This is a genomic window from Alteromonas sp. AWQ4_252 (assembly GCF_056158205.1).
Window position 1 is genome coordinate 3,158,301 of record NZ_JBSWSV010000001.1, and the last position, 25,753, is coordinate 3,184,053.

The 25,753-nt window shown below is 45.8% G+C and carries 25 protein-coding genes and 1 tRNA gene; 17 read left to right on the forward strand and 9 right to left on the reverse strand.

Going from position 1 to position 25,753, the window contains the following annotated elements:
* On the forward strand, nt 1-1,323 hold the full coding sequence (locus ACXACM_RS13930; RefSeq protein WP_474822459.1) for a DUF2254 domain-containing protein: 1,323 nt from the start codon (nt 1-3) through the stop codon (nt 1,321-1,323).
* Here the strand turns inward: ACXACM_RS13930 and ACXACM_RS13935 are convergent.
* From ACXACM_RS13935 to ACXACM_RS13970, 8 genes are all read right to left on the reverse strand, one after another.
* Nucleotides 1,320-1,478 carry a YqaE/Pmp3 family membrane protein gene (locus ACXACM_RS13935; protein WP_216026518.1) on the reverse strand — a complete coding sequence of 53 codons (159 nt, stop codon included), beginning with the start codon at nt 1,476-1,478 and terminating at the stop codon, nt 1,320-1,322. The two genes, ACXACM_RS13930 and ACXACM_RS13935, sit on opposite strands and share 4 nt — an antisense overlap.
* 106 nt (nt 1,479-1,584) lie before the next feature.
* Nucleotides 1,585-1,669: transfer RNA gene (locus tag ACXACM_RS13940), tRNA-Leu, on the reverse strand.
* 7 nt (nt 1,670-1,676) lie between these two features.
* A complete protein-coding gene (secG, locus tag ACXACM_RS13945; RefSeq protein WP_474822460.1) occupies nt 1,677-2,066 on the reverse strand; it encodes a preprotein translocase subunit SecG in 390 nt (129 codons plus the stop codon).
* A 10-nt stretch (nt 2,067-2,076) separates the two neighbouring features.
* Entirely contained in the window at nt 2,077-2,823 is a 747-nt protein-coding gene (gene tpiA / locus ACXACM_RS13950; RefSeq protein WP_474822461.1) for a triose-phosphate isomerase, read from the reverse strand.
* Between the two features lie 92 nt (nt 2,824-2,915).
* The gene (gene glmM / locus ACXACM_RS13955; RefSeq protein WP_474822462.1) at nt 2,916-4,259 is read right to left on the reverse strand and encodes a phosphoglucosamine mutase; all 1,344 of its coding nucleotides are present in this window, start codon (nt 4,257-4,259) and stop codon (nt 2,916-2,918) included.
* Nucleotide 4,260: 1 nt separating this feature from the next.
* Nucleotides 4,261-5,103 carry a dihydropteroate synthase gene (folP, locus tag ACXACM_RS13960; protein WP_474822464.1) on the reverse strand — a complete coding sequence of 281 codons (843 nt, stop codon included), beginning with the start codon at nt 5,101-5,103 and terminating at the stop codon, nt 4,261-4,263.
* Nucleotides 5,104-5,216: 113 nt separating this feature from the next.
* A complete protein-coding gene (gene ftsH, locus ACXACM_RS13965) occupies nt 5,217-7,166 on the reverse strand; it encodes an ATP-dependent zinc metalloprotease FtsH (protein WP_474822465.1) in 1,950 nt (649 codons plus the stop codon).
* 259 nt (nt 7,167-7,425) lie between these two features.
* The gene (locus ACXACM_RS13970) at nt 7,426-7,611 is read right to left on the reverse strand and encodes an SAM-dependent methyltransferase (protein ID WP_474824358.1); all 186 of its coding nucleotides are present in this window, start codon (nt 7,609-7,611) and stop codon (nt 7,426-7,428) included.
* Between the two features lie 202 nt (nt 7,612-7,813).
* Here ACXACM_RS13970 and yhbY point away from each other — a divergent pair, with 202 nt between their 5' ends.
* Both yhbY and ACXACM_RS13980 read left to right on the forward strand, forming a co-directional pair.
* Nucleotides 7,814-8,110 carry a ribosome assembly RNA-binding protein YhbY gene (yhbY, locus tag ACXACM_RS13975; RefSeq protein WP_474822466.1) on the forward strand — a complete coding sequence of 99 codons (297 nt, stop codon included), beginning with the start codon at nt 7,814-7,816 and terminating at the stop codon, nt 8,108-8,110.
* A gap of 89 nt (nt 8,111-8,199) precedes the next feature.
* Nucleotides 8,200-8,973 carry an SDR family oxidoreductase gene (locus tag ACXACM_RS13980; RefSeq protein WP_474822468.1) on the forward strand — a complete coding sequence of 258 codons (774 nt, stop codon included), beginning with the start codon at nt 8,200-8,202 and terminating at the stop codon, nt 8,971-8,973.
* Nucleotides 8,974-9,032: 59 nt separating this feature from the next.
* Here the strand turns inward: ACXACM_RS13980 and ACXACM_RS13985 are convergent, their stop codons facing one another.
* The gene (locus ACXACM_RS13985) at nt 9,033-11,429 is read right to left on the reverse strand and encodes a Lon protease family protein (protein ID WP_474822469.1); all 2,397 of its coding nucleotides are present in this window, start codon (nt 11,427-11,429) and stop codon (nt 9,033-9,035) included.
* A gap of 165 nt (nt 11,430-11,594) precedes the next feature.
* On the opposite strand from ACXACM_RS13985, the gene ACXACM_RS13990 reads away from it, so the two are divergent.
* The 14 genes from ACXACM_RS13990 (at nt 11,595) to ansA (ending at nt 25,744) form a co-directional block, all read left to right on the forward strand.
* Nucleotides 11,595-12,140, forward strand: a complete 546-nt coding sequence (locus tag ACXACM_RS13990) for an SRPBCC domain-containing protein (RefSeq protein WP_474822470.1) — start codon at nt 11,595-11,597, stop codon at nt 12,138-12,140.
* Nucleotides 12,141-12,268: 128 nt separating this feature from the next.
* On the forward strand, nt 12,269-14,875 hold the full coding sequence (gene leuS / locus ACXACM_RS13995) for a leucine--tRNA ligase (RefSeq protein WP_474822471.1): 2,607 nt from the start codon (nt 12,269-12,271) through the stop codon (nt 14,873-14,875).
* Nucleotides 14,875-15,393 carry an LPS-assembly lipoprotein LptE gene (locus ACXACM_RS14000; protein ID WP_474822473.1) on the forward strand — a complete coding sequence of 173 codons (519 nt, stop codon included), beginning with the start codon at nt 14,875-14,877 and terminating at the stop codon, nt 15,391-15,393. The genes leuS and ACXACM_RS14000 overlap by 1 nt, the downstream gene beginning before the upstream one ends.
* 9 nt (nt 15,394-15,402) lie before the next feature.
* A complete protein-coding gene (gene holA / locus ACXACM_RS14005; RefSeq protein ID WP_474822474.1) occupies nt 15,403-16,434 on the forward strand; it encodes a DNA polymerase III subunit delta in 1,032 nt (343 codons plus the stop codon).
* A gap of 79 nt (nt 16,435-16,513) precedes the next feature.
* Entirely contained in the window at nt 16,514-16,831 is a 318-nt protein-coding gene (gene rsfS / locus ACXACM_RS14010; RefSeq protein ID WP_474822475.1) for a ribosome silencing factor, read from the forward strand.
* A 67-nt stretch (nt 16,832-16,898) separates the two neighbouring features.
* Nucleotides 16,899-17,369 carry a 23S rRNA (pseudouridine(1915)-N(3))-methyltransferase RlmH gene (rlmH, locus tag ACXACM_RS14015; RefSeq protein WP_474822477.1) on the forward strand — a complete coding sequence of 157 codons (471 nt, stop codon included), beginning with the start codon at nt 16,899-16,901 and terminating at the stop codon, nt 17,367-17,369.
* 2 nt (nt 17,370-17,371) lie between these two features.
* Nucleotides 17,372-19,273 carry a penicillin-binding protein 2 gene (gene mrdA / locus ACXACM_RS14020; RefSeq protein WP_474822478.1) on the forward strand — a complete coding sequence of 634 codons (1,902 nt, stop codon included), beginning with the start codon at nt 17,372-17,374 and terminating at the stop codon, nt 19,271-19,273.
* A complete protein-coding gene (gene rodA, locus ACXACM_RS14025) occupies nt 19,270-20,394 on the forward strand; it encodes a rod shape-determining protein RodA (RefSeq protein ID WP_474824360.1) in 1,125 nt (374 codons plus the stop codon). Before mrdA ends, rodA begins: the two co-directional genes overlap by 4 nt.
* Before the next feature lie 19 nt (nt 20,395-20,413).
* Nucleotides 20,414-21,268 (forward strand): septal ring lytic transglycosylase RlpA family protein, encoded by an 855-nt coding sequence (locus tag ACXACM_RS14030; protein WP_474822479.1) that lies wholly within the window; start codon nt 20,414-20,416, stop codon nt 21,266-21,268.
* A gap of 170 nt (nt 21,269-21,438) precedes the next feature.
* Complete coding sequence (locus tag ACXACM_RS14035) at nt 21,439-22,620, forward strand: serine hydrolase (protein WP_474822481.1); 1,182 nt, start codon at nt 21,439-21,441, stop codon at nt 22,618-22,620.
* Between the two features lie 94 nt (nt 22,621-22,714).
* Complete coding sequence (gene ybeD / locus ACXACM_RS14040; RefSeq protein ID WP_474822482.1) at nt 22,715-22,978, forward strand: DUF493 family protein YbeD; 264 nt, start codon at nt 22,715-22,717, stop codon at nt 22,976-22,978.
* A 78-nt stretch (nt 22,979-23,056) separates the two neighbouring features.
* Nucleotides 23,057-23,641, forward strand: coding sequence for a lipoyl(octanoyl) transferase LipB (gene lipB / locus ACXACM_RS14045; RefSeq protein WP_474824362.1), 585 nt, complete (start codon nt 23,057-23,059; stop codon nt 23,639-23,641).
* On the forward strand, nt 23,634-24,596 hold the full coding sequence (lipA, locus tag ACXACM_RS14050; protein ID WP_474822483.1) for a lipoyl synthase: 963 nt from the start codon (nt 23,634-23,636) through the stop codon (nt 24,594-24,596). Before lipB ends, lipA begins: the two co-directional genes overlap by 8 nt.
* A gap of 140 nt (nt 24,597-24,736) precedes the next feature.
* Complete coding sequence (ansA, locus tag ACXACM_RS14055) at nt 24,737-25,744, forward strand: asparaginase (protein ID WP_474822485.1); 1,008 nt, start codon at nt 24,737-24,739, stop codon at nt 25,742-25,744.
* The last annotated feature ends 9 nt before the right edge of the window (nt 25,745-25,753 follow it).

The following is a 25,753-nucleotide window of genomic DNA, read 5'->3' on the forward strand; positions in this document are numbered from 1 at the left end:
ATGAAGCTTTCAAACATTTTGTTGTACAACACACTAAGACCTTACTGGGAAAGTGTACGGGCGAGCTACTGGTTTATTCCATCCATCATGATTACCGGGGCGCTTTTGCTGGGCTATTTAAGCACGAGCTGGTTACCTGAAATTACTGCAAATGCAGCATTTAAAAACGAAATGAGATTACTTTCGCCTGAAGCTTCACGAACTCTGGCGTCTACAGTTGCAACATCCATCATTACGGCAACGAGTATCGCATTCTCAATGACCCTTGTAGCGTTAACGATGGCATCATCTCAATTCGGACCACGATTGCTGCAGACGTTTATGGATGACAGGGGTACACAGTTGGTCCTAGGCACGCTAACTTCTACATTTATTTATTGTCTGTTCGCGGTATATCATCTCGGTTCAGAAGCTGCACAACTAGCATCAGCTTCGCTGATGGGCCTTGTTGTTATGGGAGTTGGTGTCGCAGATACCATTATTCTCATTTACTATATTCATCACATCGCTCGTTTTATTCAGGTCGATGAAATTATCGAGCGTTGCTATCAGGATTGTCTTGTCCGGGTGGCTGTACAAATTCCAAATACCGAAAATTCCGGCACATTCCTTTCAATTCCTGAGGAAATGGTTACGTTTCCGAAATATGCTTTTGCAATAAACCTAGACCAATCAGGTTATGTCCAACGAATTGACTATCATGGCATCTTGTCAGGCAAAAGAGAATATATCAGCGGCTTTCACCTACATGTGAAAGCGGGCGACTATGTTACTCATACACAAAATGTATGTACTGTTTACTGTATTCACCCAATACAGGACGAAGTGCTCTCTACTTTGAAGAACTATATCGTACTCGGTAACCGCAGAACCGCCATTCAGGATACAACATTTGGAATTAAACAAATTGTAGAAATCAGTTTACGGGCATTATCTCCGGGAATAAACGACCCTATGACAGCTATGACTTGTGCTGACAGGCTCACAACAATTTGTCTTTATATGAGTAAACGAACCTTTCCCGCAAGCACAGTGGTGCATCGCGACAATGAGCAATGGATGATTAAGGAAACTTTTTCTTTTGCAATGGTACTCGACACTGCTTTTTCTCAACTCAGACAAGCAGCAGCATCACACCCGGATGTATTAGTTCACCTGTTGAACTGTTTGCAAAAATGTCAGCAGGAAACTGTGGCTCACAAGACGTTATTTAATAAACACGTTCAAGCTGTATTCGACAATGCAGATGTGAGTAAATTAACCGAGTATGACAGAGAAGCCCTCAATACCGCTTACATTGCGGCACTGAGGGTCAGCGATTAACGTGTTGCGATGATATACACTGCATGCACAATACCTGGAATATAACCAAGCAAGGTTAGCAAAATATTTATCCAAAACTGTGGACCAATACCAACTTGCAGAAAGACACCTAGTGGCGGAAGTAAAATTGACAAGATAATGCGAATAATATCCATGATTTTTCCTTTCATTGATGGGTTTACTTACTAGGTAGCAAGTTTGATGCACAAATTTACCATAAGCAAAAAAAAAGCTAACTCAATAGAGTTAGCTTTTTAAATTTGGTGCGGAAAGCGGGACTTGAACCCGCACGACCGAAGTCACCACCCCCTCAAGATGGCGTGTCTACCAATTCCACCACTTCCGCAAAACCTTTAGTTAGGTACATCGTCTGTTTGAGTTTCATTAACAGGTACGTCACTATCGACAACCGGTACATCAGACTCTTCGGTAACAGGCGCAACATCAACAGGAATCGTATCTTCAACTGCCGGAGCAGAAAGATCATCCCAACCATCTTCTGCTTTTTCAGTATTAGCAGTAATGTTGCCCAAGAACAGGCTCAACACAAAGAACAAAGTCGCCAATGCAGAAGTTGTTTTGGTCATAAAGTTTCCTGAACCACCAGAACCGAAAACCGTATTTGAACCACCACCGCCGAACGATGCTCCCATGTTAGCCCCTTTACCCTGCTGTATAAGCACAAAGCCAATAAGCATAAGTGCAACAATAAGGTAAGCTACTAACAGCACTTCGTATAACATAAATACCTCGTCAATTTGCCGCTTGGCAGATTGCAATAAAATCGCTTGCTTTCAAACTAGCGCCGCCAATCAGTCCACCATCGATGTCCTGCTTTGCAAAAAGCGCTTTGGCGTTGTCAGGCTTTACACTGCCGCCATATAACAACTGCATAGACTGTGCTAATTCACTGTCTTTTTCGGCGATATACTGCCGAATAAATGCATGTACATCCTGGGCTTCTTCTGGCGATGCAGTCTTACCGGTACCAATGGCCCAAATAGGTTCGTAAGCTATAACTGCACTGCGAAGAGCCGTTAAATCTATGAGATTAAACACAGCATCTAACTGCTCTCGTACAAAACTTTTAACGTCGCCTGCTTCTCTTACAGACAAAGGTTCGCCACAGCATATAATGGGCGTCAAACCTGCTTCGAGCACTTTCAAGGCTTTTTCAGCGACTAATTCGTTGCTCTCACCGTGATCATCTCTACGCTCAGAGTGGCCGACAAGACAATATTTGCAACCAAACTCCTGTAACATGGAAACCGATAAATCACCAGTGTGTGCGCCATTATCAAACTGGCTTACATCCTGTGCACCAATAGCAACACCAGATTCATCAAATGATGATATCAGAATTGCCGGCGGACATAAAACCACATCAACCTTGTCACTGCTAAATGCGCTTAGGGAAGTGATAAACTCACTCGCCAGAACACGGGACCCGTTCATTTTCCAGTTACCTGCAACCAGGCTTTTTCTTGTTACTGTCTTCATGCAGACCTAACCCTGTCTCGAAGCGGGCGTGATATTAACGATTCCCGCTGTAATATACAAGTCTAAAACAAACATTATTTTAGCCGAATCAACTAATTGGCCACTTTACGTACAGCATCGGCTATAAATTCAGCCCATTTCAATGAATGCATGTCGTCATCAGACTCTACCATCACCCTTATAAGCGGTTCGGTACCGCTCTTTCTAAGCAAGACGCGGCCACTTTTACCAAGAGCGGATTCGGCAGTACTCACTGCATCCTTCACACTGCCTTCTTCCAGTGGACTATTCGCCCCTTCATTGTACCTGACATTGATCAATTTTTGCGGATACTTTTCAAAACCGCTACTTAATTGGTGAAGATCCATTCCAGAGCGAAGCATAGCAGTGATAACCTGGAGCCCGGCTACAATACCATCACCAGTGGACGCTATATTCAGATTCAGAACATGGCCACTGTTCTCACCACCTATCGCCCACCCTTTTTGCTGTAGTAATTCCATCACGTAACGGTCGCCAACTGCACTTCGGGCAAAGGGAATTCCTAATTTACCCAGAGCAACTTCCAGCCCCAAATTACTCATTAACGTCCCTACAACACCACCTGATAGTCTGCCTGATTTTAAGGCGTCCCGAGCAACTATATAAAGTATCTCATCGCCATCCAGTACGTTCCCCAAATGGTCGACTAACATGATCCTGTCGCCATCTCCGTCAAGGGCAAAACCGAGATCGGCGCCGGTTTCAAGTACCTTTTCAACTGTCGCCCGCATAGACGTTGCGCCGACTTTTTCGTTTATATTGAGCCCATTCGGGGATGTACCGATTTCAATCACCTCAGCACCTAGTTCTGACAATACATTTGGCGCGATGTGATACGTGGCACCATGAGCACAATCGACAACGATCTTGATACCCTTTAGCGATAAATCAGAAGGGAAAGTACCTTTACAAAACTCGATATAACGCCCGGCAGCATCGTTAATCCTTGTGGCTTTACCCAATTTATTGGACGCCACACAGGTCATTGGCTCGTCCAGCATAGATTCAATAGCCAATTCAATGTCGTCGTCGAGTTTAAAGCCCGCCGCCGAGAAAAACTTAATTCCGTTGTCATAGTACGGATTGTGCGATGCTGAAATAACTATGCCGGCCTCTGACCGAAAAGTTTTCGTTAAATAGGCAATCGCTGGCGTAGGCATGGGCCCCAATAAGCCAATATTGATACCTGCAGCAGAAAGGCCTGCTTCCAGGGCCGATTCCAGCATGTAACCCGAAATCCGGGTGTCTTTACCAATAAGTACTTTGTTCGTGCCATGACCTGCCAGAACTTTTCCGGCTGCCCAGCCTAATTTGGTAACGAACTCGGGATTAATGGCACTTTCACCCACCTTTCCGCGAATACCGTCTGTGCCAAAATACTTGCGCTGACCCATTTCAGGCTCCTTGAATTGTTTTTTGTATTTGCTGAATTTTATGTACTATTTTCACTGCATCTACCGTTTCATCCACATCGTGTACACGGATGATTTTGGCTCCTGATTGCGCAGCTATCGTCGCAAGTGCAATACTGCCCGCGATTCTTTCATCGACTGCTTTACCCAGCAGATCGCCAATCATTGATTTCCGCGACATGCCCACCAATAGTGGGTAGCCGAGATGATTAATTCTCCCGAGCTGTGCTAGCAGCTGATAGTTGTGATCCAACTGCTTCCCGAAACCAAAACCAGGGTCCAGAATGATTTGGTTGTCATCGATTCCGGCTTGCTTGCAAGCATCAATTCGTTCCAGTAGAAAATTAATCACTTCGTCTGCTACATCGTCGTACAAAGGCGAATTTTGCATGTTTTCAGGCTTGCCCTTCATATGCATAAGGCAAACCGGTACCGCGCAGGCCGCTGCAACTTCAACCGCATTCGGTTCAGTTAGTGCTCTGACATCGTTTATTAACGACGCTCCCGCATCTACTGCTGCTTTCATTACTGCCGCTTTACTCGTGTCCACAGAAAGAACTACTTCCGTTTCTGACGCTAGCTTTTCAATCACAGGAATAACTCTGTCTAGCTCTTCCTGCTCACTCACTAATGGCGCGCCAGGTCGTGTCGATTCTCCGCCGATATCAATAAAGGAAGCCCCACTGGAAATCAATTTTCGACCGTGCTTCAGCGCACTTTCAACTGTGTTGTGCAGTCCGCCATCAGAAAAAGAATCTGGTGTGACATTGAGTATACCCATTACCTGGGGCACTTGGAGGTCTATTTTGGTATGTTTAAATTGCATAGCGTATATCTATCAAATTGATTTTACGACTAAAGCTATTTTAGCCAAGGAGAGCAGATACTAAAAGCGCCAGAGAATTTCTGGCGCTTTTGGGAGTGTTGTTATCTTTACGATCAGCTGGGCAGGTCACCCGGTTTACCAACAGACGGTTTATCCACACCATCGTCAGTAATTTCACCTTCGCGGCTTGGTTTGCCGCCAGGAGGGTTTCCATCACCTTTTGGTGCACGATCATCCCAATCGGCAGGCGGTCTTACTTCTCTTCGCTCCATCAGATCATCAATCTGCTTGGCATCAATGGTTTCATATTTCATCAACGCATCTTTCATCGTGTGAAGAATGTCGATGTTTTCTTCTAGGATTTTGTAAGCGCGATCGTAATTGCTGTCGATAACAGCTTTAATTTCAGCGTCTATCGCTCTCGCGGTATCATCAGACATATGGGAGGCTTTAGACATTGACTTACCTAAAAATACCTCACCCTCATCTTCAGCATACAACATTGGACCCATCTTAGTTGACAAGCCCCATTGAGTAACCATTTTACGAGCAATATCAGTAGCGCGTTCTATATCATTAGACGCACCGGTAGTCACTTTATCGTCACCGTAGATTATCTGCTCGGCAATACGGCCCCCAAACAAACTTGAAATCATACTTTCCAAATGTTGTTTAGAATGACTTACCCGGTCTTGCTCAGGCAGATACATGGTAACACCGAGGGCTCGTCCACGGGGTATGATTGAAACTTTATAGACTGGGTCGTGTTCAGGTACCAAACGTCCGACGATAGCGTGGCCGGCTTCATGGTAAGCTGTCATTGCCTTTTCGTCTTCAGTCATCACCATAGATTTGCGCTCAGCGCCCATCATGATTTTATCTTTTGCCTTGTCAAACTCTTCCATTGACACCAAACGCTTGTTTGCTCTGGCGGCAAAAAGAGCGGCTTCATTAACCAGGTTGGCTAAGTCTGCACCAGAAAATCCTGGTGTACCACGGGCAATAACAGATGCTTCCACGTTCTCACCAATGGGCACTTTGCGCATATGGACTTTAAGAATTTGTTCACGGCCGCGAATATCTGGAAGACCAACAACAACTTGTCTATCAAAACGACCTGGGCGAAGCAATGCAGGGTCGAGTACATCCGGACGGTTAGTTGCAGCAATCACGATTATGCCTTCATGCCCTTCAAAACCGTCCATTTCAACCAGCATTTGGTTCAGTGTTTGCTCACGCTCGTCATGACCACCACCTAAACCTGCACCACGTTGGCGTCCTACTGCATCTATTTCGTCAATGAAGATGATACAAGGCGCAGCTTTTTTAGCTTGTTCGAACATATCGCGCACACGGGATGCTCCGACACCAACAAACATTTCGACAAAATCTGAGCCAGAAATGGTAAAGAACGGGACTTTCGCCTCACCAGCAATAGCTTTTGCGAGCAATGTTTTACCTGTTCCCGGCGGGCCTACCATTAATACGCCCTTGGGAATTTTACCGCCCAACTTTTGAAACTTAGAGGGGTCTCTCAGGAAATCAACCAACTCGACAACGTCTTCTTTTGCTTCGTCACAACCGGCAACATCAGCAAACGTTGTTTTAATTTGATCTTCACCTAGCAAGCGCGCTTTGCTCTTGCCAAAAGACATGGCACCGCGGCCACCGCCACCCTGCATTTGACGCATGAAAAATATCCAGACGGCAATCAGCAACAACATGGGGAACCAAGAAATAAAGATGCTGGTAAGTACAGATGGTTTCTCAGGCGGCTCGCCTAAAACCCGAACATCTTTTTTCACAAGATCAGAAATCAGCTGATCATCAAAATAAGGAATGTAAGTGACAAAAGACTCGCCGTTACGACGGGTGCCACGAATTTCACGAGCGTCACTGTTTATGCGAACCTCGCGAATATTCCCTTGGTTTGCTTCTTTAAGAAAAGTGGTGTAATCCGTTTGTGCACGCGTTGATTCACCAGGAGAAAAACTCTGGAAAACTGACATTAACACAACGGCAATGACCAACCATAAGATTAAATTTTTTGCCATATCGCTCAAGCTACTAACCTCTAATAAAACCGGAACGTCCAGGATAAATGACGGCTTGCTGCCTCGCCCGTTTAGTTAAGAAACAGCCTTAACAAACACTGCGCATTCCCCTTTGATTTCCGTACGAAATGCCTTCCCTACTTCGCCAACCTACAGACTACTACAATTTATATCCTGTAGCCACCAAATACACCTCATGAGAACGCGCTCTGGAGGAATCTAATTTTCAGGTACTGATTGGTTTAACAACATCCCAACCAAAACGGAATTACTCATCAAACCCGTAACCCTGAAATACTTTGATGACAAAACTGCCATTTGGTTTCAATAACTGATGACACATGTCTGATGCCAATTCCCACAAATACATAGACCGACCCGGATTAACTGGACTATGTCCACACATGTTGGGTGTGATACCAGACATAATACTATCTACGTTCTTACCACACATTCTGTTCAAAAGAGTTCAGCGCAGCTTTGGGGCTTGTCGTTCGTACTGGTCATCAAAACATTCATAAAACCAACGTTTACTACTGGCCGAATGCTTCTTTTTTGTCATTCCAACACAATGTCATTAGGATTGTTAACGAGATGGCGTTAGAATATGGTATTTCAAGGTATAACGTTATATTAATTGTAAGAAAAACGGATAAATGAAACTTTCAAATAAACAAAAGCAATATCTCAAGGGCCTTGCCCACTCTTTAAAACCTGTAGTACAACTGGGCGCCAATGGTCTGACCGAAGGCGTGGTAGCCGAAATCGACTATGCATTGTCACACCATGAATTGATCAAAGTGAAGGTTCCAACCGACGACAAAGAAGAAAAAGCATTGATCATGGATGCAATCGTGCGTGAGACCAGTGGAATTAAAGTTCAGACCATTGGCCATGTACTGGTTATCTACCGGCCTACAGAAGAGCGTAAAATTCAGTTGCCAAAAAATTAATACAATTTTAGACGCACTAGTTGTAACACCTTTGTTAACAAGTTGAGCCGCGTTACACTTACGTAAACGTAAACATAACGGACTTAATCATGAAACTTGTTAACAGTACCGCAGTTATTTCCGGAGGCGCATCCGGTCTCGGTTTTGCTGCGGCAACCTTTCTATGTCAGGAAGGCGCTAATGTAGCCATTCTTGATGTCAATGCTGAACAAGCCAGTCAAGCGTTACTATCGCTACCCGCTGATAAAGTTAGATTTTACCAGGCAGATGTCACAGACGACGAACAAGTCGGTGACGCAATTACTGCTATAAAAAAAGATTTCGGTAGCATTGATTTGTGTGTCAATTGTGCCGGTATTGCGCCCGCCACAAGAGTACTTGATAAATCGGGCGTAGCCAGTTCACTTGCAGACTATCAGAAAGTGATAAACATAAACCTCATCGGTACTTTTAATGTTGCAAGACTATGCGCTCAGGCCATGGCTTCCAAATCGTCAACTGACGGCGAGGAACGAGGGGTGATAATTAACACAGCGTCGATTGCCGCCTTCGAGGGACAAATTGGGCAGGCGGCTTACGCATCAAGTAAAGCTGGCATAGTAGGCTTAACCCTTCCCATGGCACGAGACCTCTCATCATCGGGTGTTCGCGTTAATGCCATTGCTCCGGGAGTTATGGCAACACCAATGCTGTTGAGCATGCCAGAAAATGTTCAAACTGCTCTGGCCGCCAACGTTCCTTTCCCTAAACGATTAGGCGAGCCAGGTGAGTTTGCTAAATTGGTTGGGCATATTGCCGAGAACCCTTACATAAATGGCGAGGTAATCAGGTTAGATGGGGCGTTGCGAATGCAACCAAAGTAAACAGTTGCTGACCCTCTTCCCACGGCAGAGGGTCTACCAGCCTATGACGATGAACGACCCTATTCTTCCTCACCGCCATTTACCATTAGGGCGATATTATAGAGCCGGTTAACAGCATGATAATTGACAGAATTCTTCTGATAGCGCCCACGTGAAGACATGGCCCCTGCGTCTTTTTGCATAAGTAAGGTAATGGCATCATCCACTGTTTCCACCGTATAAACCTTAAACAATCCTTTTTTAACGGCATCGACAATGACTTTATCCAACACCAGGTTTATCGCGTTGGATTTGGGGATCACTACACCCTGTTCACCATTCAACCCCCGGTGTTGACACAAGTCGAAAAAGCCCTCTATTTTTTCATTAACGCCACCAACTGCCTGAACCTCTCCATACTGGTTAATCGAGCCTGTGACCGCTAATGACTGTGTAACGGGGATCTCGGTAAGAGCAGAAATTAAGGCAATCAATTCTGCAAGCGAGGCACTGTCGCCATCGATGTGCCCGTAGGACTGTTCCAACGCAATATTTGCAGACAGCGTGAGCGGAAAGTGCTGAGCGTATTTGTGTCCGAGATAGCCTGTGAGTAACATCACACCTTTGGAGTGTATTGGTTGCCCTAACTCTACCTCACGCTCGATATCTACAACACCACTGGCACCGACGTAAACTGTAGAGGTAATACGCGCCGGTGTACCAAAAGCTGTGCCGCCTACCTCAAGAACAGTAAGGCCGTTTATTTTACCAATAGCAGTGCCTTCTGTGGCAATTAACACATGCCCTTCTTTGATATCGTTCAATAATGCCTGACTGACACGACCCGTTCGGCGTTTTTTTGCACTAAGGGCTATTTCAAGATGCTCTAACTCAAGGTGTTTACTTTGCTGTTGAAACGCAAAATAGCTGGCTTCCTCGATAAGCTCGATAACCTCGGAAAAGTGTGCAGAAAATTTTTCCTGATGTTCTGCTCTTCTCAGTGAGTACTCAACCAAACGGTGCATTGCCTTAGGCGAAATGTCAGTAAAACCCACCTTTTGCACCTGGTGCCGGACTTTGCCCACAAAATTGAAGGTAGATTGCCGGTTTACCGGTATTTCATAGTCGAAATCAACAAGCACCCGGAACAGTTCGTCGAATTCATCATCGTAATCCTGGAGAGTATAATAAAGATCCCGGGACCCCAGTAAAATGACCTTAACATTTAAGTCTACCGGCTGAGGGTTCAGCGTAATAGCATTGACCATTCCCACATCCTGTTGCGGAAGATCCATCTTAAGAGAGCCTGATTTTATGGCTAGTTTCAATGCATCCCAAACGAAAGCCTGCTCTATAACCTGATCAACGTCCAGAAGTAAGTAGCCGCCGTTTGCACGGTGCAGAGCCCCGGGGCGGATCATTCTGTAATTGGTATACACACTGCCATGCACATTAGTGTATTCAATTTTCCCGAACAAATTCTGATAGGTTGGGTTTGGCTCGTAAATGACAGGTGCACCATCCTCCACTGTGTGACCAACCAACACATTGGGTAAATACTGCTCTTCTAGATACAGACGGCGGTCTAGCTCGTCGGGTTTGTCTTCCTTATTGTCCTCAGCTAAAAGCGATACAATTGTATCCACCAAATGACCGCGCATGCGACGTAAACTTTTAAGGACGCCAAGGTGCCCGGCATATTTGTGTTCCAGGTTTTTAAGCAGTGGCCGAATACCCAATTCGGCGGTTTTCTTGTTTAGCTGGCGCAGCTTTTCCGAAGACTCTCGCTTCCAGGCTGGCAATCCAAGCAAACTTTCACTTAGCCTATTCTCCAGCTCTTCGATCAAATCGTAAAAATATTTTCGTTTGTCGTCATCAAGCCCTGCGAACTCTTCATCCGTCACAGGTTTACCATTCACAATAGGTGCAAAACTAATGCTGTTTGATTCATCATATAATGCAACATCATGGGCTTGGGCGTAACGTTCTACAGCATCAATAGCTTGGTCGTAACGACGCTCGAAAGAACGGGAGATAGCTGTTTTTTGTCTTTGGTAACCCGGATTATCAAAGGCAGCGGGAAACGTATCAAGCAAATCATCAATTAAGTCATTGATGTCTTTTACCAAGGCCTTTCCTTCTCCTGGTGCCATTCGTAGTAATAGCGGTTCGCGTTCCTCGTCAAAATTATTTAGATAAACCCAATCTTCCGGCGCGGCTAACGTAGCGACCTGGCGCTCTATATGATCTTTCACCAGAGTGAAACGCCCCGTAGCGGCTTCCCCCATAACATAGATGTTGTAACCGCTGGCGTTAACACCTAAACCAAAGGAAAGGGCTTCACGGGCACGTTCCTGCCCAATAAATGCTGTATTGAGCGCTTCGTCGTCTTTAAGAGCCTGGTTGATTTGTCGGCGATTAATGCGTGGAGTTAGCGCGCCAGTGTCGAGACAATTAAGGGGAGATGAGCCTTTCATAAGGTCCTGATTACACATTTTCTTGTAAGTGAAACGCGAATCTTCACCACTGTCAAACCCCTGTTACTTAAAAAAAGCGAATTTTTACCACTATCAGGGCTATTACGCTTTTTTTACGTTATTATTTACCCGTAAACGGCTAAAAAACGTTCAAGGAATAAAAAAATGACAATTAATAACAAAAAAATAGCGTACTTCTACTTTTTCTCCGTTTGTTTTTCCCTGTTTCCCTCATTTCTTACACTCGCCAAAGTTGATGCAGTATCCGATCATGGCTTCATTATTGAAAATACTATTGAGACGGATGCCAGCGTTCCTCAATCCTGGCGAGCACTCGTAAGTAATGTTGATGCATGGTGGCCGAAAGATCATAGTTGGTGGCGGGGGACGTTTTCAATAGACGCCGCAGCGGGGGGGTGTTTCTGTGAAAAGAGTGGAAACGCCTCAGCACAACATATGGCAATTAGTTTTGTTGAGCCAGACAAGCAATTGACAATGACCGGTGGCTTAGGACCGCTGCAAAACATGGGGGTTTACGGCGCGTTGAACTGGCAGTTCACACACCTGCCTGACACTAGTAAAACCCGAATTATTATGCGCTACCAAGTACAGGGTTTTGCACCCGATGGGTTCGCCTCTCTCGCGCCAATAGTAGACAGCGTGCAGGCACAACAACTAAATGCATTAGCCCATTACCTGAAAACGCAGTAATCTTGCTTATTTTCTCAGCACCTGAGGATAAAAGTCCGTTGCTCCTATTGTGGGAAGCAATGGCACTGGGGTATTCTATGCCGCTTATCAGTAAGTCACCTATTTATAACGCGGAAGCCTAATCAACAATGGCCGAGAATCATTACAATCCAAAGCAAATTGAACAAGAAGCCCAACAGTACTGGGATACTAATCAGTCGTTTAAGGCAGTTGAAGCGCCTGACAAAGAAAAATTCTACTGTTTGTCTATGTTCCCGTACCCCAGTGGACGTCTTCACATGGGCCACGTACGAAACTACACGATTGGAGATGTGATCAGCCGCTTTCAGCGAATGCAGGGTAAAAACGTATTGCAACCTATGGGTTGGGATGCATTTGGTCTGCCTGCCGAAAATGCCGCCATTAATAACAACACAGCGCCTGCAAACTGGACCTATTCGAATATTGAATACATGAAAGGCCAACTGAAATCTCTCGGGTTTGGCTATGACTGGAACCGGGAAGTCGCCACCTGCAAACCGGATTACTATCGGTGGGAGCAATGGTTCTTTACGCGCTTATATGAAAAAGGTTTGGTTTACAAAAAGAATGCCACTGTAAACTGGGATCCTATTGATCAAACCGTGTTAGCTAATGAACAAGTTATTGATGGTCGTGGCTGGCGTTCAGGTGCCCTGGTTGAACAAAAAGAAATTCCTCAGTGGTTCATCAAAATAACCGACTATGCTGAAGAGCTGCTGACCGATTTAGAACAACTGGACGACTGGCCTGATCAGGTCAGAGCGATGCAAGCTAACTGGATTGGTCGTTCTGAAGGCGTTGAAATTACCTTTAAACTTGCCAAACCTGCCGGGGACGTAGAAGAACTTACCGTCTATACCACCCGTCCAGATACCTTTTTCGGCGTTACCTATGTTGGCGTTGCTGCTCAGCACCCTGTGGCAGAGTTTGCTGCCAGAGAGAATCCGGCTTTGGCATCATTTATCGAAGAATGTAAAAACACCAAAGTTGCAGAAGCCGATCTTGCCACAATGGAGAAGAAAGGGTTTGCTACCGGTCTCACAGCCATTCATCCACTCACAGGTAAAGAAGTACCGGTATGGGTCGCAAACTTTGTATTGATGGATTACGGCTCTGGCGCGGTAATGGCAGTACCAGGGCACGACCAGCGTGATTGGGAATTTGCAACTAAATACCACTTGCCCATCGCACAGGTTATCGCTCCGGTGGATAACAGTGAAGAGACAGTAGATCTCACTGAAAGTGCTTATACAGAGAAAGGCGTGTTGATAAACTCTGAGGAGTTCAACGGGCTGGATTTTGACGCCGCATTTAAGGCTATCGCTGAAAAACTTGAAGCCCTCGGCTGTGGTGTCAAAAAAGTCAATTATCGACTGCGCGATTGGGGCGTAAGTCGCCAGCGTTACTGGGGCAGCCCTATCCCAATGCTAAATCTTGAGAACGGTGAATCGGTACCGGTACCTTCTGAAGATTTACCAGTAGTGTTACCAGAAGACGTACAGATGAATGGCGTAACCTCGCCAATCAAAGCTGACCCAGAATGGGCGAAAACCACGTTTAATGGTCAGCCTGCACTGCGTGAAACAGATACGTTTGACACCTTTATGGAGTCGTCCTGGTATTATGCCAGATACAGCTGCGCACAAAATAGCGAAGCCATGCTTGACCCTGCGCAAGCCAATTACTGGCTGCCCGTTGACCAGTACATCGGTGGTATAGAACACGCTATTTTACACCTATTGTATTCCCGTTTTTTCCACAAACTGCTACGTGATGAAGGCTTGGTCGAATCAGATGAACCCTTCAAGCGTTTGTTATGCCAGGGAATGGTACTGGCCGATTCTTACTTCAGTGAAGATGAGAACGGCAAAAAAACCTGGTATTCCCCGTTAGACGTTTCGACGGAAAAAGACGACAAAGGCCGAATTGTAAAAGCCTGGCTGTCCGAAGATGGTACGGAAGTTCAACACGGTGGCATGACGAAGATGTCTAAGTCGAAGAACAATGGTATCGATCCTCAGTCAGTTATCGACCAGTATGGCGCTGATACCGTACGCTTGTTTACTATGTTCGCAGCTCCGCCAGAACAAACCCTCGAATGGGTTGACTCAGGGGTTGAGGGTGCAAACCGTTTCCTGAAGCGTATATGGAAACTGGTCACTGAGCATTTAAGCGTTTGCCAAAGTCCCGCTCCTTTGGATATCAAGTCCTTATCTAAAGATCAACAAGCGCTGCGCCGTGAAGTACACAAGACCATCGCCAAAGTCAGCGATGATTTGGGTCGCAGACAAACCTTTAACACTGCAATAGCGGCAGTAATGGAATTGCTTAATCACTTGCAAAAAGCACCGCAGAGCTCCGACACAGACCATAGCGTTATGCGCGAAGCAATCGAAGCCATTGTCCGTTTGCTTAACCCGATTACGCCTCATATTTGCCATCACTTGTGGCAATTACTCGGCCATGAAACAGCTGTCGAACATGCCGGATGGCCTGATGTTGATCAAGCTGCACTTGTTGAAGACGAGAAGTTAATTGTCGTTCAGGTAAACGGTAAGGTTCGAGCGAAGATGACAGTAGCCGCGGATGCGGCAAAAGACGTGGTGGAATCACAAGCGTTAGCACAAGACAATGTACAACAATTTATCGATGGTAAAACAATCCGAAAAGTTATTGTGGTACCCGGTAAGCTTGTCAATATAGTGGCTAACTGATGCAGCGCTTATTAAAGCTTGCAGTTGTCGTAAGCCTGATTCTGGTTACCACAGCATGCGGTTTTCACTTGCGGGGCAACCAGTCGTTGCCCGCTTCTGTCAATTACGTAGCAGTCTCCTCTGCTCAGGCCCATGCACCACTTGCAAGAGCCCTTAAAAAACGTCTTGATGTTTACAACATTAAAGGCGGTGTTATGGCTGACAGCCCTTCGCCAGCACACTCGGTTATGATTAACATCATGCCTGAGCAATTGGAGCGACGTCTGTTGTCTGTATTTGCCACAGGTCAGGTTGCCGAGTACGAACTTATTTATGGTGTCCGCTATCAGGTGACTTTTCCGGGCAAAGAGCCTATTAATGCGTATTTCGAAGTACTAAGGGATTATCAGGACGACCCTGATTTAGTATTGGCAAAATCAAGAGAGCTTGATTTAGTGTTAAGTGAAATGCGCGAAGAAGCAGCTGACAATATTATCAGGCGCTTGTCTGGCCACGCTAATGATGCGTTGGTGCAGTAGTTTATACTTATGCAAGTGTATCCCAATCGCTTCGAACAAGAACTACATCAGGGTTTAAAACCCTGTTACCTGTTTTTTGGTGATGAACCACAACAAAAATATACCATGATCGAACAGGTGCGAACCCGTGCGAAGGAAGCGGGATTTACGGAGCGAAATGTTTTCGTTGCAGACAGTGGTTTTCAGTGGTCTCAACTAATTGAAGCAACACAGTCAATGTCTCTTTTTGCCTCTCAGCAGCTTATTGAGCTTGAGCTGCCAACCGGAAAGCCTGGAACCGAAGGAAGTCAAACCTTACAGTCTGTCGCACAGTCACTGGGGCAAGACGTTTTACTTGTGGTTCATGGCCCCCGTATCGGTAAAGATGTACAACGGGGAAAATGGTTCAAGGTACTCGACAGTCTCGGTGTTCACGCCATGTGCTACCCCCTTGAAGGGAAAGCATTGAATATGTGGATTCAGCAGGTCTTAAAAGAATTCAACTTGCAAGCTGACGCAACCTGCGTGCGAATGATCACAGATATGACCGAAGGCAACATGCTTGCGGCCCATCAGGAAATCCAAAAACTGGCATTGCTTTATCCTAATCAACAACTGACCAGTGATAAAGTAGAAGCTGCCATTGTCGATCAATCCCGATTTAACGTGTTTCAACTCATAGATGTAATGCTCGCCGGTGAACAGTCTCGCTGTATAAAAATTTTGTATCGACTGGAGAGTGAAGGCGTCGAACCCAACATTCTTATCTGGGCATTTATACGCGAATGGCAAACCCTTGTGCAGCTAAAAGATTTGCAACACGCTAACCAGCCAATCCAGTGGCCTAAACTGGGAATTTGGAAAAACAGACAAAATTTGTATATGTCAGCGTTGCAGCGCCTGTCACCCGACGCACTTGAACATATCAGAAAAGAAATTGAAGATGCAGATATTGCATTTAAGCAAAATGTGATATCACGGCCGTATGTTAAATTAGCACATCTTTGCATGCTTTTTATGGGAGTACCGTTAACACAAATTCCCCTTATTGGGAGCGCGTAGTGACGTTGCAAACAAATAGCGTGAGAGTTTCGCTATACTAAGCTGGTAAAGATTTTTTTGTTCATCTTAAGGAGAACTTTTGGAGAGTAATCAGTTCAAACAATTTGTCCTCGACAAAATTGACGATTTGAAAGCACGGGACATTATTGAGTTGGATGTAAAAGGTAAATCAAGTATTACCGATCTCATGATCATCTGCTCAGGTAATTCAAAGCGTCACGTAATGGCAATAGCAGATAACTTGCAAGTTGAAACAAAGCACGCCGGACATCCTCCCTTGAGTATTGAGGGTAAAGAATCTGGCGAGTGGGTACTTGTGGACTTAGGCGATATTATTGTTCATGTAATGCAAGACGAAGCTCGGGATTTCTACCAGTTGGAAAAACTCTGGGGTTAAATTTGTATTTACACCGGCTGCTGATGCAGCGCGGTATTGTTGTGTTATAACCGGGACGTAGCTGACGGTGAAAATTCAAATTGTTGCTGTAGGAACCAAAATGCCCGATTGGGTCAATCGTGGTGTGGAAGAATTCCTGCGCCGGTTTCCCGCCGATCTTCCAGTATATTTTTCCGAAATTACCGCCGGTAAGAGGGGAAAAAATGCTGATATTGCCCGTATTTTACAAAAGGAAGGTGAGGCAACACTGGCAGTTATCCCGAAGGGAAATCGAATTGTTACGCTGGAAGTAACAGGAAAGCCCTGGGACACACCTCAGTTGGCGACCCAGCTCGATGCCTGGAAAATGGATGGCCGAGATGTCAGTCTGTTAATAGGCGGTCCTGAAGGGTTAGCCCCGGCTTGTATAGCCGCCGCCGAACAAAAGTGGTCGCTGTCAAACCTCACACTCCCCCACCCCTTGGTACGCATCATCGTGGCAGAAAGTCTTTACCGCGCCTGGTCAGTCACTCAAAACCATCCCTACCACAGGGAATAGTAATGTCACCTAAGCGCCAGACAATCCGCGATCACACTGCCGAGGCAAATCTATTTGCAAGACGGGCTGTCATTGCCTTGTTCATCGTTATAGTGATGCTCGGTATTGTTGTAAGTAATTTGTACGTGCTTCAGGTTGAACAACACGACGCCTATCAGACACGTTCGAACGGGAACCGAATCAAAGTTCTTCCAATTGCCCCAAACAGAGGGCTTATTTACGATAGAAACGGCATTTTATTGGCTGAAAACAAACCGGTTTTCAGCCTCGAAGTTGTACCTGAAGACGTCGATGATTTAGAAGAAACCCTCTCGCGATTATCCGTACTGATGGGGATCACCGATGAAGAAAAAGAAAACTTCCTTAAAATCTATCGCGGACAGCGCCGCTTCAAACCTATCGCCCTGCGTACCCAGCTAACTGAAGAAGAAGTAGCACGATTTTCTGCTCATCAACATCGTTTTCAGGGCGTATCCGTTGAGGCCAGATTGTCCCGTTTTTATCCCTATGGCGATACCCTCACCCACGTTCTTGGCTATGTAGCCAAAATCAATAAAAAAGATTTACAGAAATTGGTAGAAGCCGGGCAAGAGGCAAATTACGCCGCTACCTATGATATTGGTAAGTTGGGTATTGAAAAATATCATGAAGAGTTGCTTCACGGTAAAGTCGGCTATCAGCAAGTGGAAGTTAACAGTCAGGGCCGCATTATTCGCACCCTGAGTATTGACCCTCCTGTTCCTGGCAAAGACATTGTCCTTAACATTGATTTACCCCTCCAGTTAGCAGCTAAAAAAGCGTTACAAGGCAAACGCGGGACAGTGGTAATGTCATCCCCCAAGGACGGTGGAGTACTGGCGATGTATTCCAGCCCCAGCTACGATCCTAATCTTTTTGTTCACGGTATCAGCAGTAAAAACTATCGCGCGTTGCAGTCATCAGACCGCCCGTTGATCAACCGGGCAACCCAAGGGCAGTATCCTCCTGCGTCTACAATAAAGCCCCTGCTCGGTCTAGTCGGCTTGGAAGAAGGCATCATCGATAAAGACACTACTATTAATGACACCGGCCGCTACCGTCTTCCCAATGTAAGTCATGTATGGCGTGATTGGAAAAAATGGGGCCATGGGAAAGTAGACGTAACAAAAGCGGTCGCCGTATCCTGTGACACCTTCTATTATGATTTGGCCTACAAACTGGGGATTGATCGTATCAGCGACAGCATGTCAGAGTTCGGATTCGGAGACTATACCGGCATTGATTTATACGAAGAATCAGACGCTAATATGCCCAGTCGGGGCTGGAAACGCGCTCGATTCAATGAACCCTGGTACATTGGGGACACAATTCCCGTAGGGATTGGTCAGAGCTACTGGACGGCAACACCGGTACAGCTTAATCAGGCCATAAATACTCTCATTAACAATGGTGAGCGTTACGTGCCACAAATTATGTTGGGCTTTATGCAGCCCGATGGCACGATTGCAAAAGCCGAACCGAAAACCATGCGCCCAATAATGGTTAAAAACGAAGATAACTGGGCGTTAATGCTTAATGCCATGCACGAGGTAAACCACGGGGAAGAAGGCACTGGTAGAAAATCTTTTGCCGATGCCTCCTATCAATCCGGCGGTAAATCGGGAACAGCGCAGCTTTTTTCAGTAGCACAGAACGAAACTTATAACGAAGATGATGTGTCAGAGCACTTGCGGGACAACGCTATGTATGTGGCGTTTGCCCCGTTTGATGCACCTGAAATCTCGGCTACCGTAGTCGTTGAAAATGCAGGTGGAGGCAGTACCAATGCTGCGCCGGTTGCCCGGCAAGTGATGGATTTTTATTTTCGAGAACATGAATTTATGCAGCCTCAGCTAGATGGTGTTGAATCGGATAAGGCAGAATAAACAGGGTGAAACGGACACAACTCAAACAGAATAGCACCACCATCTGGCAACGCATCCACATAGACGTTTGGCTACTATTGGGCTTACTCGTTCTAATGACGGTAGGATTATACACTTTGTACTCTGCTTCAGGACAGGATGCCGGACAAATGGAACGCCAGTTTACTCGCCTCGGCATCGCGTTGGGCGTAATGCTATTCATGGCCCAGGTACCACCTATGGCTTACAGAAGGCTATCTGTTTATGCCTATTTGCTGGGTTTAGGTATGCTCGTTGCGGTGCTTTTATTCGGCGATATGGGGAAAGGCGCACAGCGCTGGCTAGATCTGAAATTCATCCGATTCCAACCTTCTGAACTGATGAAACTTGCGGTACCTATGATGGTTGCCTGGTATATCAGCAAATTCACGCTACCACCCAGACTCGTTCATATAGTTTCAGGCTTTGTGTTGGTAGTCGTGCCGACCCTGTTGATTGCCAAACAACCTGATTTGGGCACATCCTTACTCATAGCAAGTTCTGGTATATTTGCGATTTTCCTGGCTGGTATGAGTTGGCGATTAATTGGTGTGCTAGGTGCGCTTGCGGGTGCGTTTGCGCCAATTATGTGGTTCTTCCTTATGCAAGATTACCAAAAGCAAAGGGTTATTACATTTCTAAACCCGGAAAGCGACCCCCTTGGTGCCGGCTACCATATTATCCAGTCGAAAATTGCAATTGGCTCTGGAGGCCTTGAAGGCAAAGGCTGGCTGCAGGGGACACAATCGCAACTGGAGTTTCTGCCTGAACGCCATACTGATTTTATTTTCGCTGTGTTCAGTGAAGAATTTGGCCTTATGGGTGTCCTGCTCCTCCTTGCTATTTATTTGTTTATCATTATTCGTGGGTTGATTATTGCCAATCGTGCGCAAGACGCCTACAGTAAATTACTGGCAGGTTCTATCACGCTGACGTTTTTTGTTTATGTTTTTGTCAACATGGGCATGGTGTCAGGCTTGTTACCCGTTGTCGGTGTACCACTTCCGCTTATAAGTTACGGTGGAACGTCTATGGTAACGCTTATGGCGGGCTTTGGTATATTAATGGCCATAGGAACGCAAAAAAGATTTTTATCCCGATAAATAAAGACGAAAAATAATCATGTGCGCTAAATACGGGTTACTTCTCATCGCTGTGGTTTGCTTAACTGCATGCCAATCGCAAAGCCGTTATGCCCAGCATACCGACTCTGCACCTACATTTGTTTATGACGAGCCGGATTACACCGATGCCACACCACAGTATGAACCCTATCGTGAGTGGAATAGCCGTCCTTATGAAGTATTAGGAAAGCGCTATTTTCCTTTACAAACGGGCAAAGGGTTTGAACAAGTCGGCTTAGCTTCATGGTACGGGCAGAAATTTCACGGCCATCTCACCTCGAACGGCGAAACCTATGACATGTTCGCGATGACAGCAGCTCACAAGACCCTGCCCTTACCCTCTTTCGTACGCGTAACCAATTTATCCAACAACAAATCTGTCATCGTCCGCGTAAATGACCGAGGCCCATTTCATTCTAATCGTATTATTGACCTCTCCTATGCTGCCGCAAAGAAGCTCGATTACCAACAATACGGCACGGCTAAGGTGAAACTAGAGGTTATTCATTTCGATGAAGACAACTACGTAACCGTCGGTAAACGTCCCACCGTAACTTACGCTGAATATGCTGGCCTTGTGCCCGTTTCACCCTCGCCTGAAGATGAAAGTACAATTACAGAATCCAGCGATGTCTATATACAAGTTGCCGCAGTGAGCGACGCTGAACGGGCAAAATCAGTCTCCACGGTTTTATCTACCCTTTACCAGGTGCCCGCGCAAATGCCGTTGATCAATAATATTTACAAACTCCGCTTAGGCCCGCTGACCGATCGGTTTAAGGTGAAGATGTTACTTGACGATCTCAAGCAAAATGGTTATCCAGGAGCATATGCGATTACTGAGAGCTTGTGATTACTTGTCCAATTATGGCATTCATCGGTTGATTTAGTGGCATTACCGAGGAAATAAGCCGCTGGCCCTGTTTTTAGCTAAACTTTTCAGGTAAAACCTAGTCCAACAAGTGGGGTTACGATAAACTTCCCCACTATTGTCTCATTAAAAAAATGGTATTAATCATTCCCATGCTAAAAAAGATAAAATGCGCTAAACCGTCTGCCTTTTTAAGTATTCTGCTTGCCGCAGCTTTTACTGCCTGTGTACAAGCGAATGTTGTCATTCCTCCTCCCCCCACAGTTGCCGCCGAAGGCTTTGTACTGCTAGATAACGAAACCGGCCAGGTAATTGCCGAGAAAAATGCTGATATGCAGTTGCCGCCAGCGAGCCTGACTAAAATGATGACGACCTACGTTATCGGAAAAGAACTGGAAGCCGGTAACATCAGCATGGACGAGGTGGTAACCATATCTGAAAATGCGTGGGCAAAGAATTTTCCAGAGTCGTCAAAAATGTTTATTGAAGTGGGAACACAGGTAAAAGTTTCCGATTTGGTAAGGGGTATTATCGTTCAATCAGGAAACGACGCCTGTGTAGCGATGGCAGAACACATAGCCGGCTCAGAAAGTGCATTTGCCAGTATGATGAACGCCCACGCCCAGGCCTTAGGCATGACTTCCTCTCATTTTGTTAACAGTCACGGCCTACACGATGCGGATCATTACGTTACACCGAGAGACATGGCTATTCTGTCTCAAGCAATGGTGTCTGAGACCCCTGAAATTTACAGTATTTACAGTGAAAAAGAGTTTACTTACAACGGCATCAAGCAATACAACCGCAATAGCTTACTTTGGGATCAAAGCCTCAATGTCGATGGCATAAAAACGGGGCATACCTCAGATGCCGGGTATAGCCTGATAACCTCAGCAAAACAGGGCGATATGCGCCTTATTTCTGTGGTAATGGGAACCGACAGTGAACGAGCCCGCAAAGAAGAAAACAAAAAACTCCTGCGTTATGGCTTCCGTTTTTACGAAACAGTTACCCCTTATTCGGCGGGTGACAGCTTTGTATCTCATCGCATTTATATGGGTGACAGAGAAACTGTAGACCTTGGAATTAATCAATCTACCCCCATTACCATTCCTCGTGGTCAGGCTGGCAATTTAGAAGCAAATTTCGAACTCGATAAAAAGCTTGAAGCGCCATTGGCAAAAGGTCAGGTAGTTGGCACGCTCTATTTACAGCTTGAAGGGAAAGACGTCGCAGAATACCCCCTGGTTGCACTTCAGGAAGTTAATGAAGGCGGCTTTTTTGACCGCACAATAGATTATCTTATGCTGCAATTAGGTTGGGATGACGAGTAGTTAGTTTTCCATCAACCACCTTTTTGTTTTGTTCATGGACGGCCAGATTGTTATAATCTGGCCGTTTTATTTAGCTAAGAAGTAAGGATATCTCATGGATACCCGTTTCGATGAATTACTCGAATTTCCTTGTTCGCAGACTTTTAAAGTAATGGGCGTTGCCCATGAAGACTTACCCGAACACGTTATAACCTGTTTACAAGCGCACGCCCCCGGAGATTACTCTCCCACGGTAAAGCCCAGTAAAAAAGGCAATTACCACTCGGTTTCAGTAAGCGTTAGAGTGACGAGTAAAGAACATATGGAAGTCATATATACGGAGCTCGCCAAACTCGAATTGGTCAGGGTTGTACTGTAAGTGAGTCAAAGTCATTCTGAGGAACCAGTGGTCATACGCCAACTGGGGTTGCAACCTTATTTGCCGGTATGGCAAAAAATGCAATCGTTCACTGATGAACGAACTAGTGAAACTATGGATGAAATTTGGCTGGTTGAACATGAGCCGGTTTTCACTCAAGGTCAGGCAGGCAAAGCGGAACACGTGCTAATGCCAGGGGACATCCCTGTCGTTAATGTCGATCGGGGTGGCCAGGTAACATACCACGGACCGGGTCAGCAGGTTATTTATTTGCTACTGGATATTAAAAGGCGCAAACTTGGTGTCAGACACTTGGTCACGGCTATGGAAGACGCAGTTGTGGCCCTATTGAGCAGCGCAAATATCGAGGCATACGCAAAAAAAGATGCCCCCGGCGTATATTGCGATGAAAAAAAAGTGTGCTCCTTAGGATTAAGAATCCGCAAGGGTTGTTCGTTTCATGGCTTAGCACTTAATGTTAACATGGATCTATCGCCGTTTTCCCGTATAAACCCCTGTGGCTATGCTGGCATGGAAATGACAGATACAGCAAGATTGAATGGTCCGGATACCCTGCAAAAAGCAGGAATGCCGCTAGCACACCATTTGTTGAATATTCTGAACATAAAACAGACGATCGAAAAAGAAGGTTTTGATGAGTAACGCACGTCCAAAAGCCGGAGTAAAACTCCGCGATGATGAAAAAGTAAAACACATCCCTATTACCATCGTGCCAACAGAAAAAGCAGAGATGTTGCGTAAACCTTCGTGGATAAAAATAAAACTGCCACGAACTACCGATCGCATTGATGAAATAAAGCAGACGTTACGCAAAAACAAGCTCCATTCGGTGTGTGAAGAGGCATCTTGTCCAAACTTGGCTGAATGCTTTAACCACGGTACAGCAACGTTTATGATCCTCGGTGACATTTGTACTCGCAGGTGTCCGTTTTGCGATGTAGCTCATGGTAAGCCCCTTCCTCCCAGCGCTGAAGAGCCTGAGAAACTTGCTCGCACCATCGCGGAAATGAAGCTCAAGTATGTTGTTATTACCTCAGTTGACCGTGACGATTTACGTGACGGTGGCGCGCAGCATTTCGTTGATTGCATCAATGCGATCAGAGAGCACAGCCCGGCAACAACGATTGAAGTTCTGGTACCTGATTTCCGTGGACGAATGGATCGTGCATTGGAAATTTTCAAGCAAGGTGTACCCGATGTGTTCAATCACAACCTGGAAACCATTCCCCGTCTCTATCGGGAATGTCGTCCAGGCGCAAACTATCAATGGTCGCTGGATTTGTTGAAAAAGTTTAAAGCGCAACACCCTGACGTTAAAACCAAATCTGGCTTAATGATGGGAATGGGCGAAGAGAACGAAGAAATCCAGGGCGTATTAAGAGACTTACGTGCCCACGATGTAGACATGTTGACTCTAGGGCAATATCTACAACCCTCACGCCACCACTACCCCGTAAAACGCTATGTACACCCTACTGAATTTGACGACCTGGGTGACTATGCCAAGGAAATCGGTTTTTCCCACGCGGCATGTGGGCCAATGGTGCGTTCAAGCTACCACGCTGATCAGCAAGCAGCCGGCAAAGAAGTTAAATAGCTCCATGCGCCTGTGTCAACATGAGTGACACAGGCTCTCCCCCGCTTTTGAGATCCTACACAACGATAACGTCAGCCACACAGCCTGGATGACTTAAACAGTGATCTTGATACAATACCGCGACACAGTAAGGAGCGAATATGCGCAAACACATTTACATCGCTTACACCGGTGGCACTATTGGTATGAAACCCTCTAAACAAGGCTATGTTCCTGCTGCGGGCTTCCTTGGTAATACACTGGAAAATATGCCAGAGTTTCATCGCCCCGAAATGCCGCTTTATACATTGCATGAATACGACCACTTAATTGATTCGTCAGATATGAACCCCAACGACTGGCAACGTATCGCCGATGACATAGCGGCGAATTATCATAAGTACGATGGTTTCATTATTCTGCATGGTACAGATACCATGGCATACACAGCGTCTGCATTGAGCTTCATGCTCGAAAATTTAGCAAAACCAGTAATTGTGACAGGTTCACAAATTCCCCTTGCAGAATTGCGTTCTGATGGCCAGGTTAACTTATTAAATGCCCTCTACGTTGCTGCTAACTACCCTATTGCAGAAGTCAGCCTGTTTTTTAACAACCGCTTGCTTAGGGGCAATCGCAGTAGAAAAGTGGATGCCGATGGGTTTAATGCTTTTGATTCCCCTAATTTTCCTCCTTTGTTAGAGGCAGGCATAAACATACGGGTAAAGGCCGGTACATTAGCCACGCCAAGCAATGAAGCGTTAAGCGTCAGTAGGGTTACTGCTCAACCCATTGGGTTGGTAAGTTTGTACCCTGGAATTTCACCAGAGGTCATTAAAAATACCTTACAGCAGCCGGTAAATGCACTTATTTTACTTAGTTATGGTGTTGGTAATGCCCCACAGCACCCTGCCCTGTTAGCGCAGCTTCGCTATGCGGCGGAGCGGGAAATTCCGGTGCTCAATTGTACTCAGTGCTTACGCGGGCGGGTAAATATGGGCGGTTACGCGACGGGAAACAGTCTCAAAGAAGCTGGCGTACTGTCTGGCAGTGATATGACGCCAGAAGCCGCGCTGGCAAAACTGCATTACTTACTAAGTCAGTCTCTTAGCTTTCATGAGATCCAACATAAACTCACCCACGATTTACGTGGTGAACTCAGTATATAAAGAATATTT

What these genes read in the sequence shown, in the direction of transcription:
- folP (WP_474822464.1), bottom strand. Translation starts at nt 5,103, where the DNA reads ATGCAATTTAAACATACCAAAATAGACCTCCAAGTGCCCCAGGTAATG.
- mrdA (WP_474822478.1), top strand. Translation starts at nt 17,372, where the DNA reads ATGTCACCTAAGCGCCAGACAATCCGCGATCACACTGCCGAGGCAAAT.
- glmM (WP_474822462.1), bottom strand. Translation starts at nt 4,259, where the DNA reads ATGGGTCAGCGCAAGTATTTTGGCACAGACGGTATTCGCGGAAAGGTG.
- holA (WP_474822474.1), top strand. Translation starts at nt 15,403, where the DNA reads ATGCAAGTGTATCCCAATCGCTTCGAACAAGAACTACATCAGGGTTTA.
- ACXACM_RS13970 (WP_474824358.1), bottom strand. Translation starts at nt 7,611, where the DNA reads ATGTGTGGTAAGAACGTAGATAGTATTATGTCTGGTATCACACCCAAC.
- ACXACM_RS13990 (WP_474822470.1), top strand. Translation starts at nt 11,595, where the DNA reads ATGACAATTAATAACAAAAAAATAGCGTACTTCTACTTTTTCTCCGTT.
- ACXACM_RS14000 (WP_474822473.1), top strand. Translation starts at nt 14,875, where the DNA reads ATGCAGCGCTTATTAAAGCTTGCAGTTGTCGTAAGCCTGATTCTGGTT.
- yhbY (WP_474822466.1), top strand. Translation starts at nt 7,814, where the DNA reads ATGAAACTTTCAAATAAACAAAAGCAATATCTCAAGGGCCTTGCCCAC.
- leuS (WP_474822471.1), top strand. Translation starts at nt 12,269, where the DNA reads ATGGCCGAGAATCATTACAATCCAAAGCAAATTGAACAAGAAGCCCAA.
- ACXACM_RS13980 (WP_474822468.1), top strand. Translation starts at nt 8,200, where the DNA reads ATGAAACTTGTTAACAGTACCGCAGTTATTTCCGGAGGCGCATCCGGT.
- ybeD (WP_474822482.1), top strand. Translation starts at nt 22,715, where the DNA reads ATGGATACCCGTTTCGATGAATTACTCGAATTTCCTTGTTCGCAGACT.
- ACXACM_RS14030 (WP_474822479.1), top strand. Translation starts at nt 20,414, where the DNA reads ATGTGCGCTAAATACGGGTTACTTCTCATCGCTGTGGTTTGCTTAACT.
- secG (WP_474822460.1), bottom strand. Translation starts at nt 2,066, where the DNA reads ATGTTATACGAAGTGCTGTTAGTAGCTTACCTTATTGTTGCACTTATG.
- ACXACM_RS13935 (WP_216026518.1), bottom strand. Translation starts at nt 1,478, where the DNA reads ATGGATATTATTCGCATTATCTTGTCAATTTTACTTCCGCCACTAGGT.
- ACXACM_RS13985 (WP_474822469.1), bottom strand. Translation starts at nt 11,429, where the DNA reads ATGAAAGGCTCATCTCCCCTTAATTGTCTCGACACTGGCGCGCTAACT.
- ACXACM_RS14035 (WP_474822481.1), top strand. Translation starts at nt 21,439, where the DNA reads ATGCTAAAAAAGATAAAATGCGCTAAACCGTCTGCCTTTTTAAGTATT.
- tpiA (WP_474822461.1), bottom strand. Translation starts at nt 2,823, where the DNA reads ATGAAGACAGTAACAAGAAAAAGCCTGGTTGCAGGTAACTGGAAAATG.
- lipB (WP_474824362.1), top strand. Translation starts at nt 23,057, where the DNA reads ATGCAATCGTTCACTGATGAACGAACTAGTGAAACTATGGATGAAATT.
- lipA (WP_474822483.1), top strand. Translation starts at nt 23,634, where the DNA reads ATGAGTAACGCACGTCCAAAAGCCGGAGTAAAACTCCGCGATGATGAA.
- ACXACM_RS13930 (WP_474822459.1), top strand. Translation starts at nt 1, where the DNA reads ATGAAGCTTTCAAACATTTTGTTGTACAACACACTAAGACCTTACTGG.
- ansA (WP_474822485.1), top strand. Translation starts at nt 24,737, where the DNA reads ATGCGCAAACACATTTACATCGCTTACACCGGTGGCACTATTGGTATG.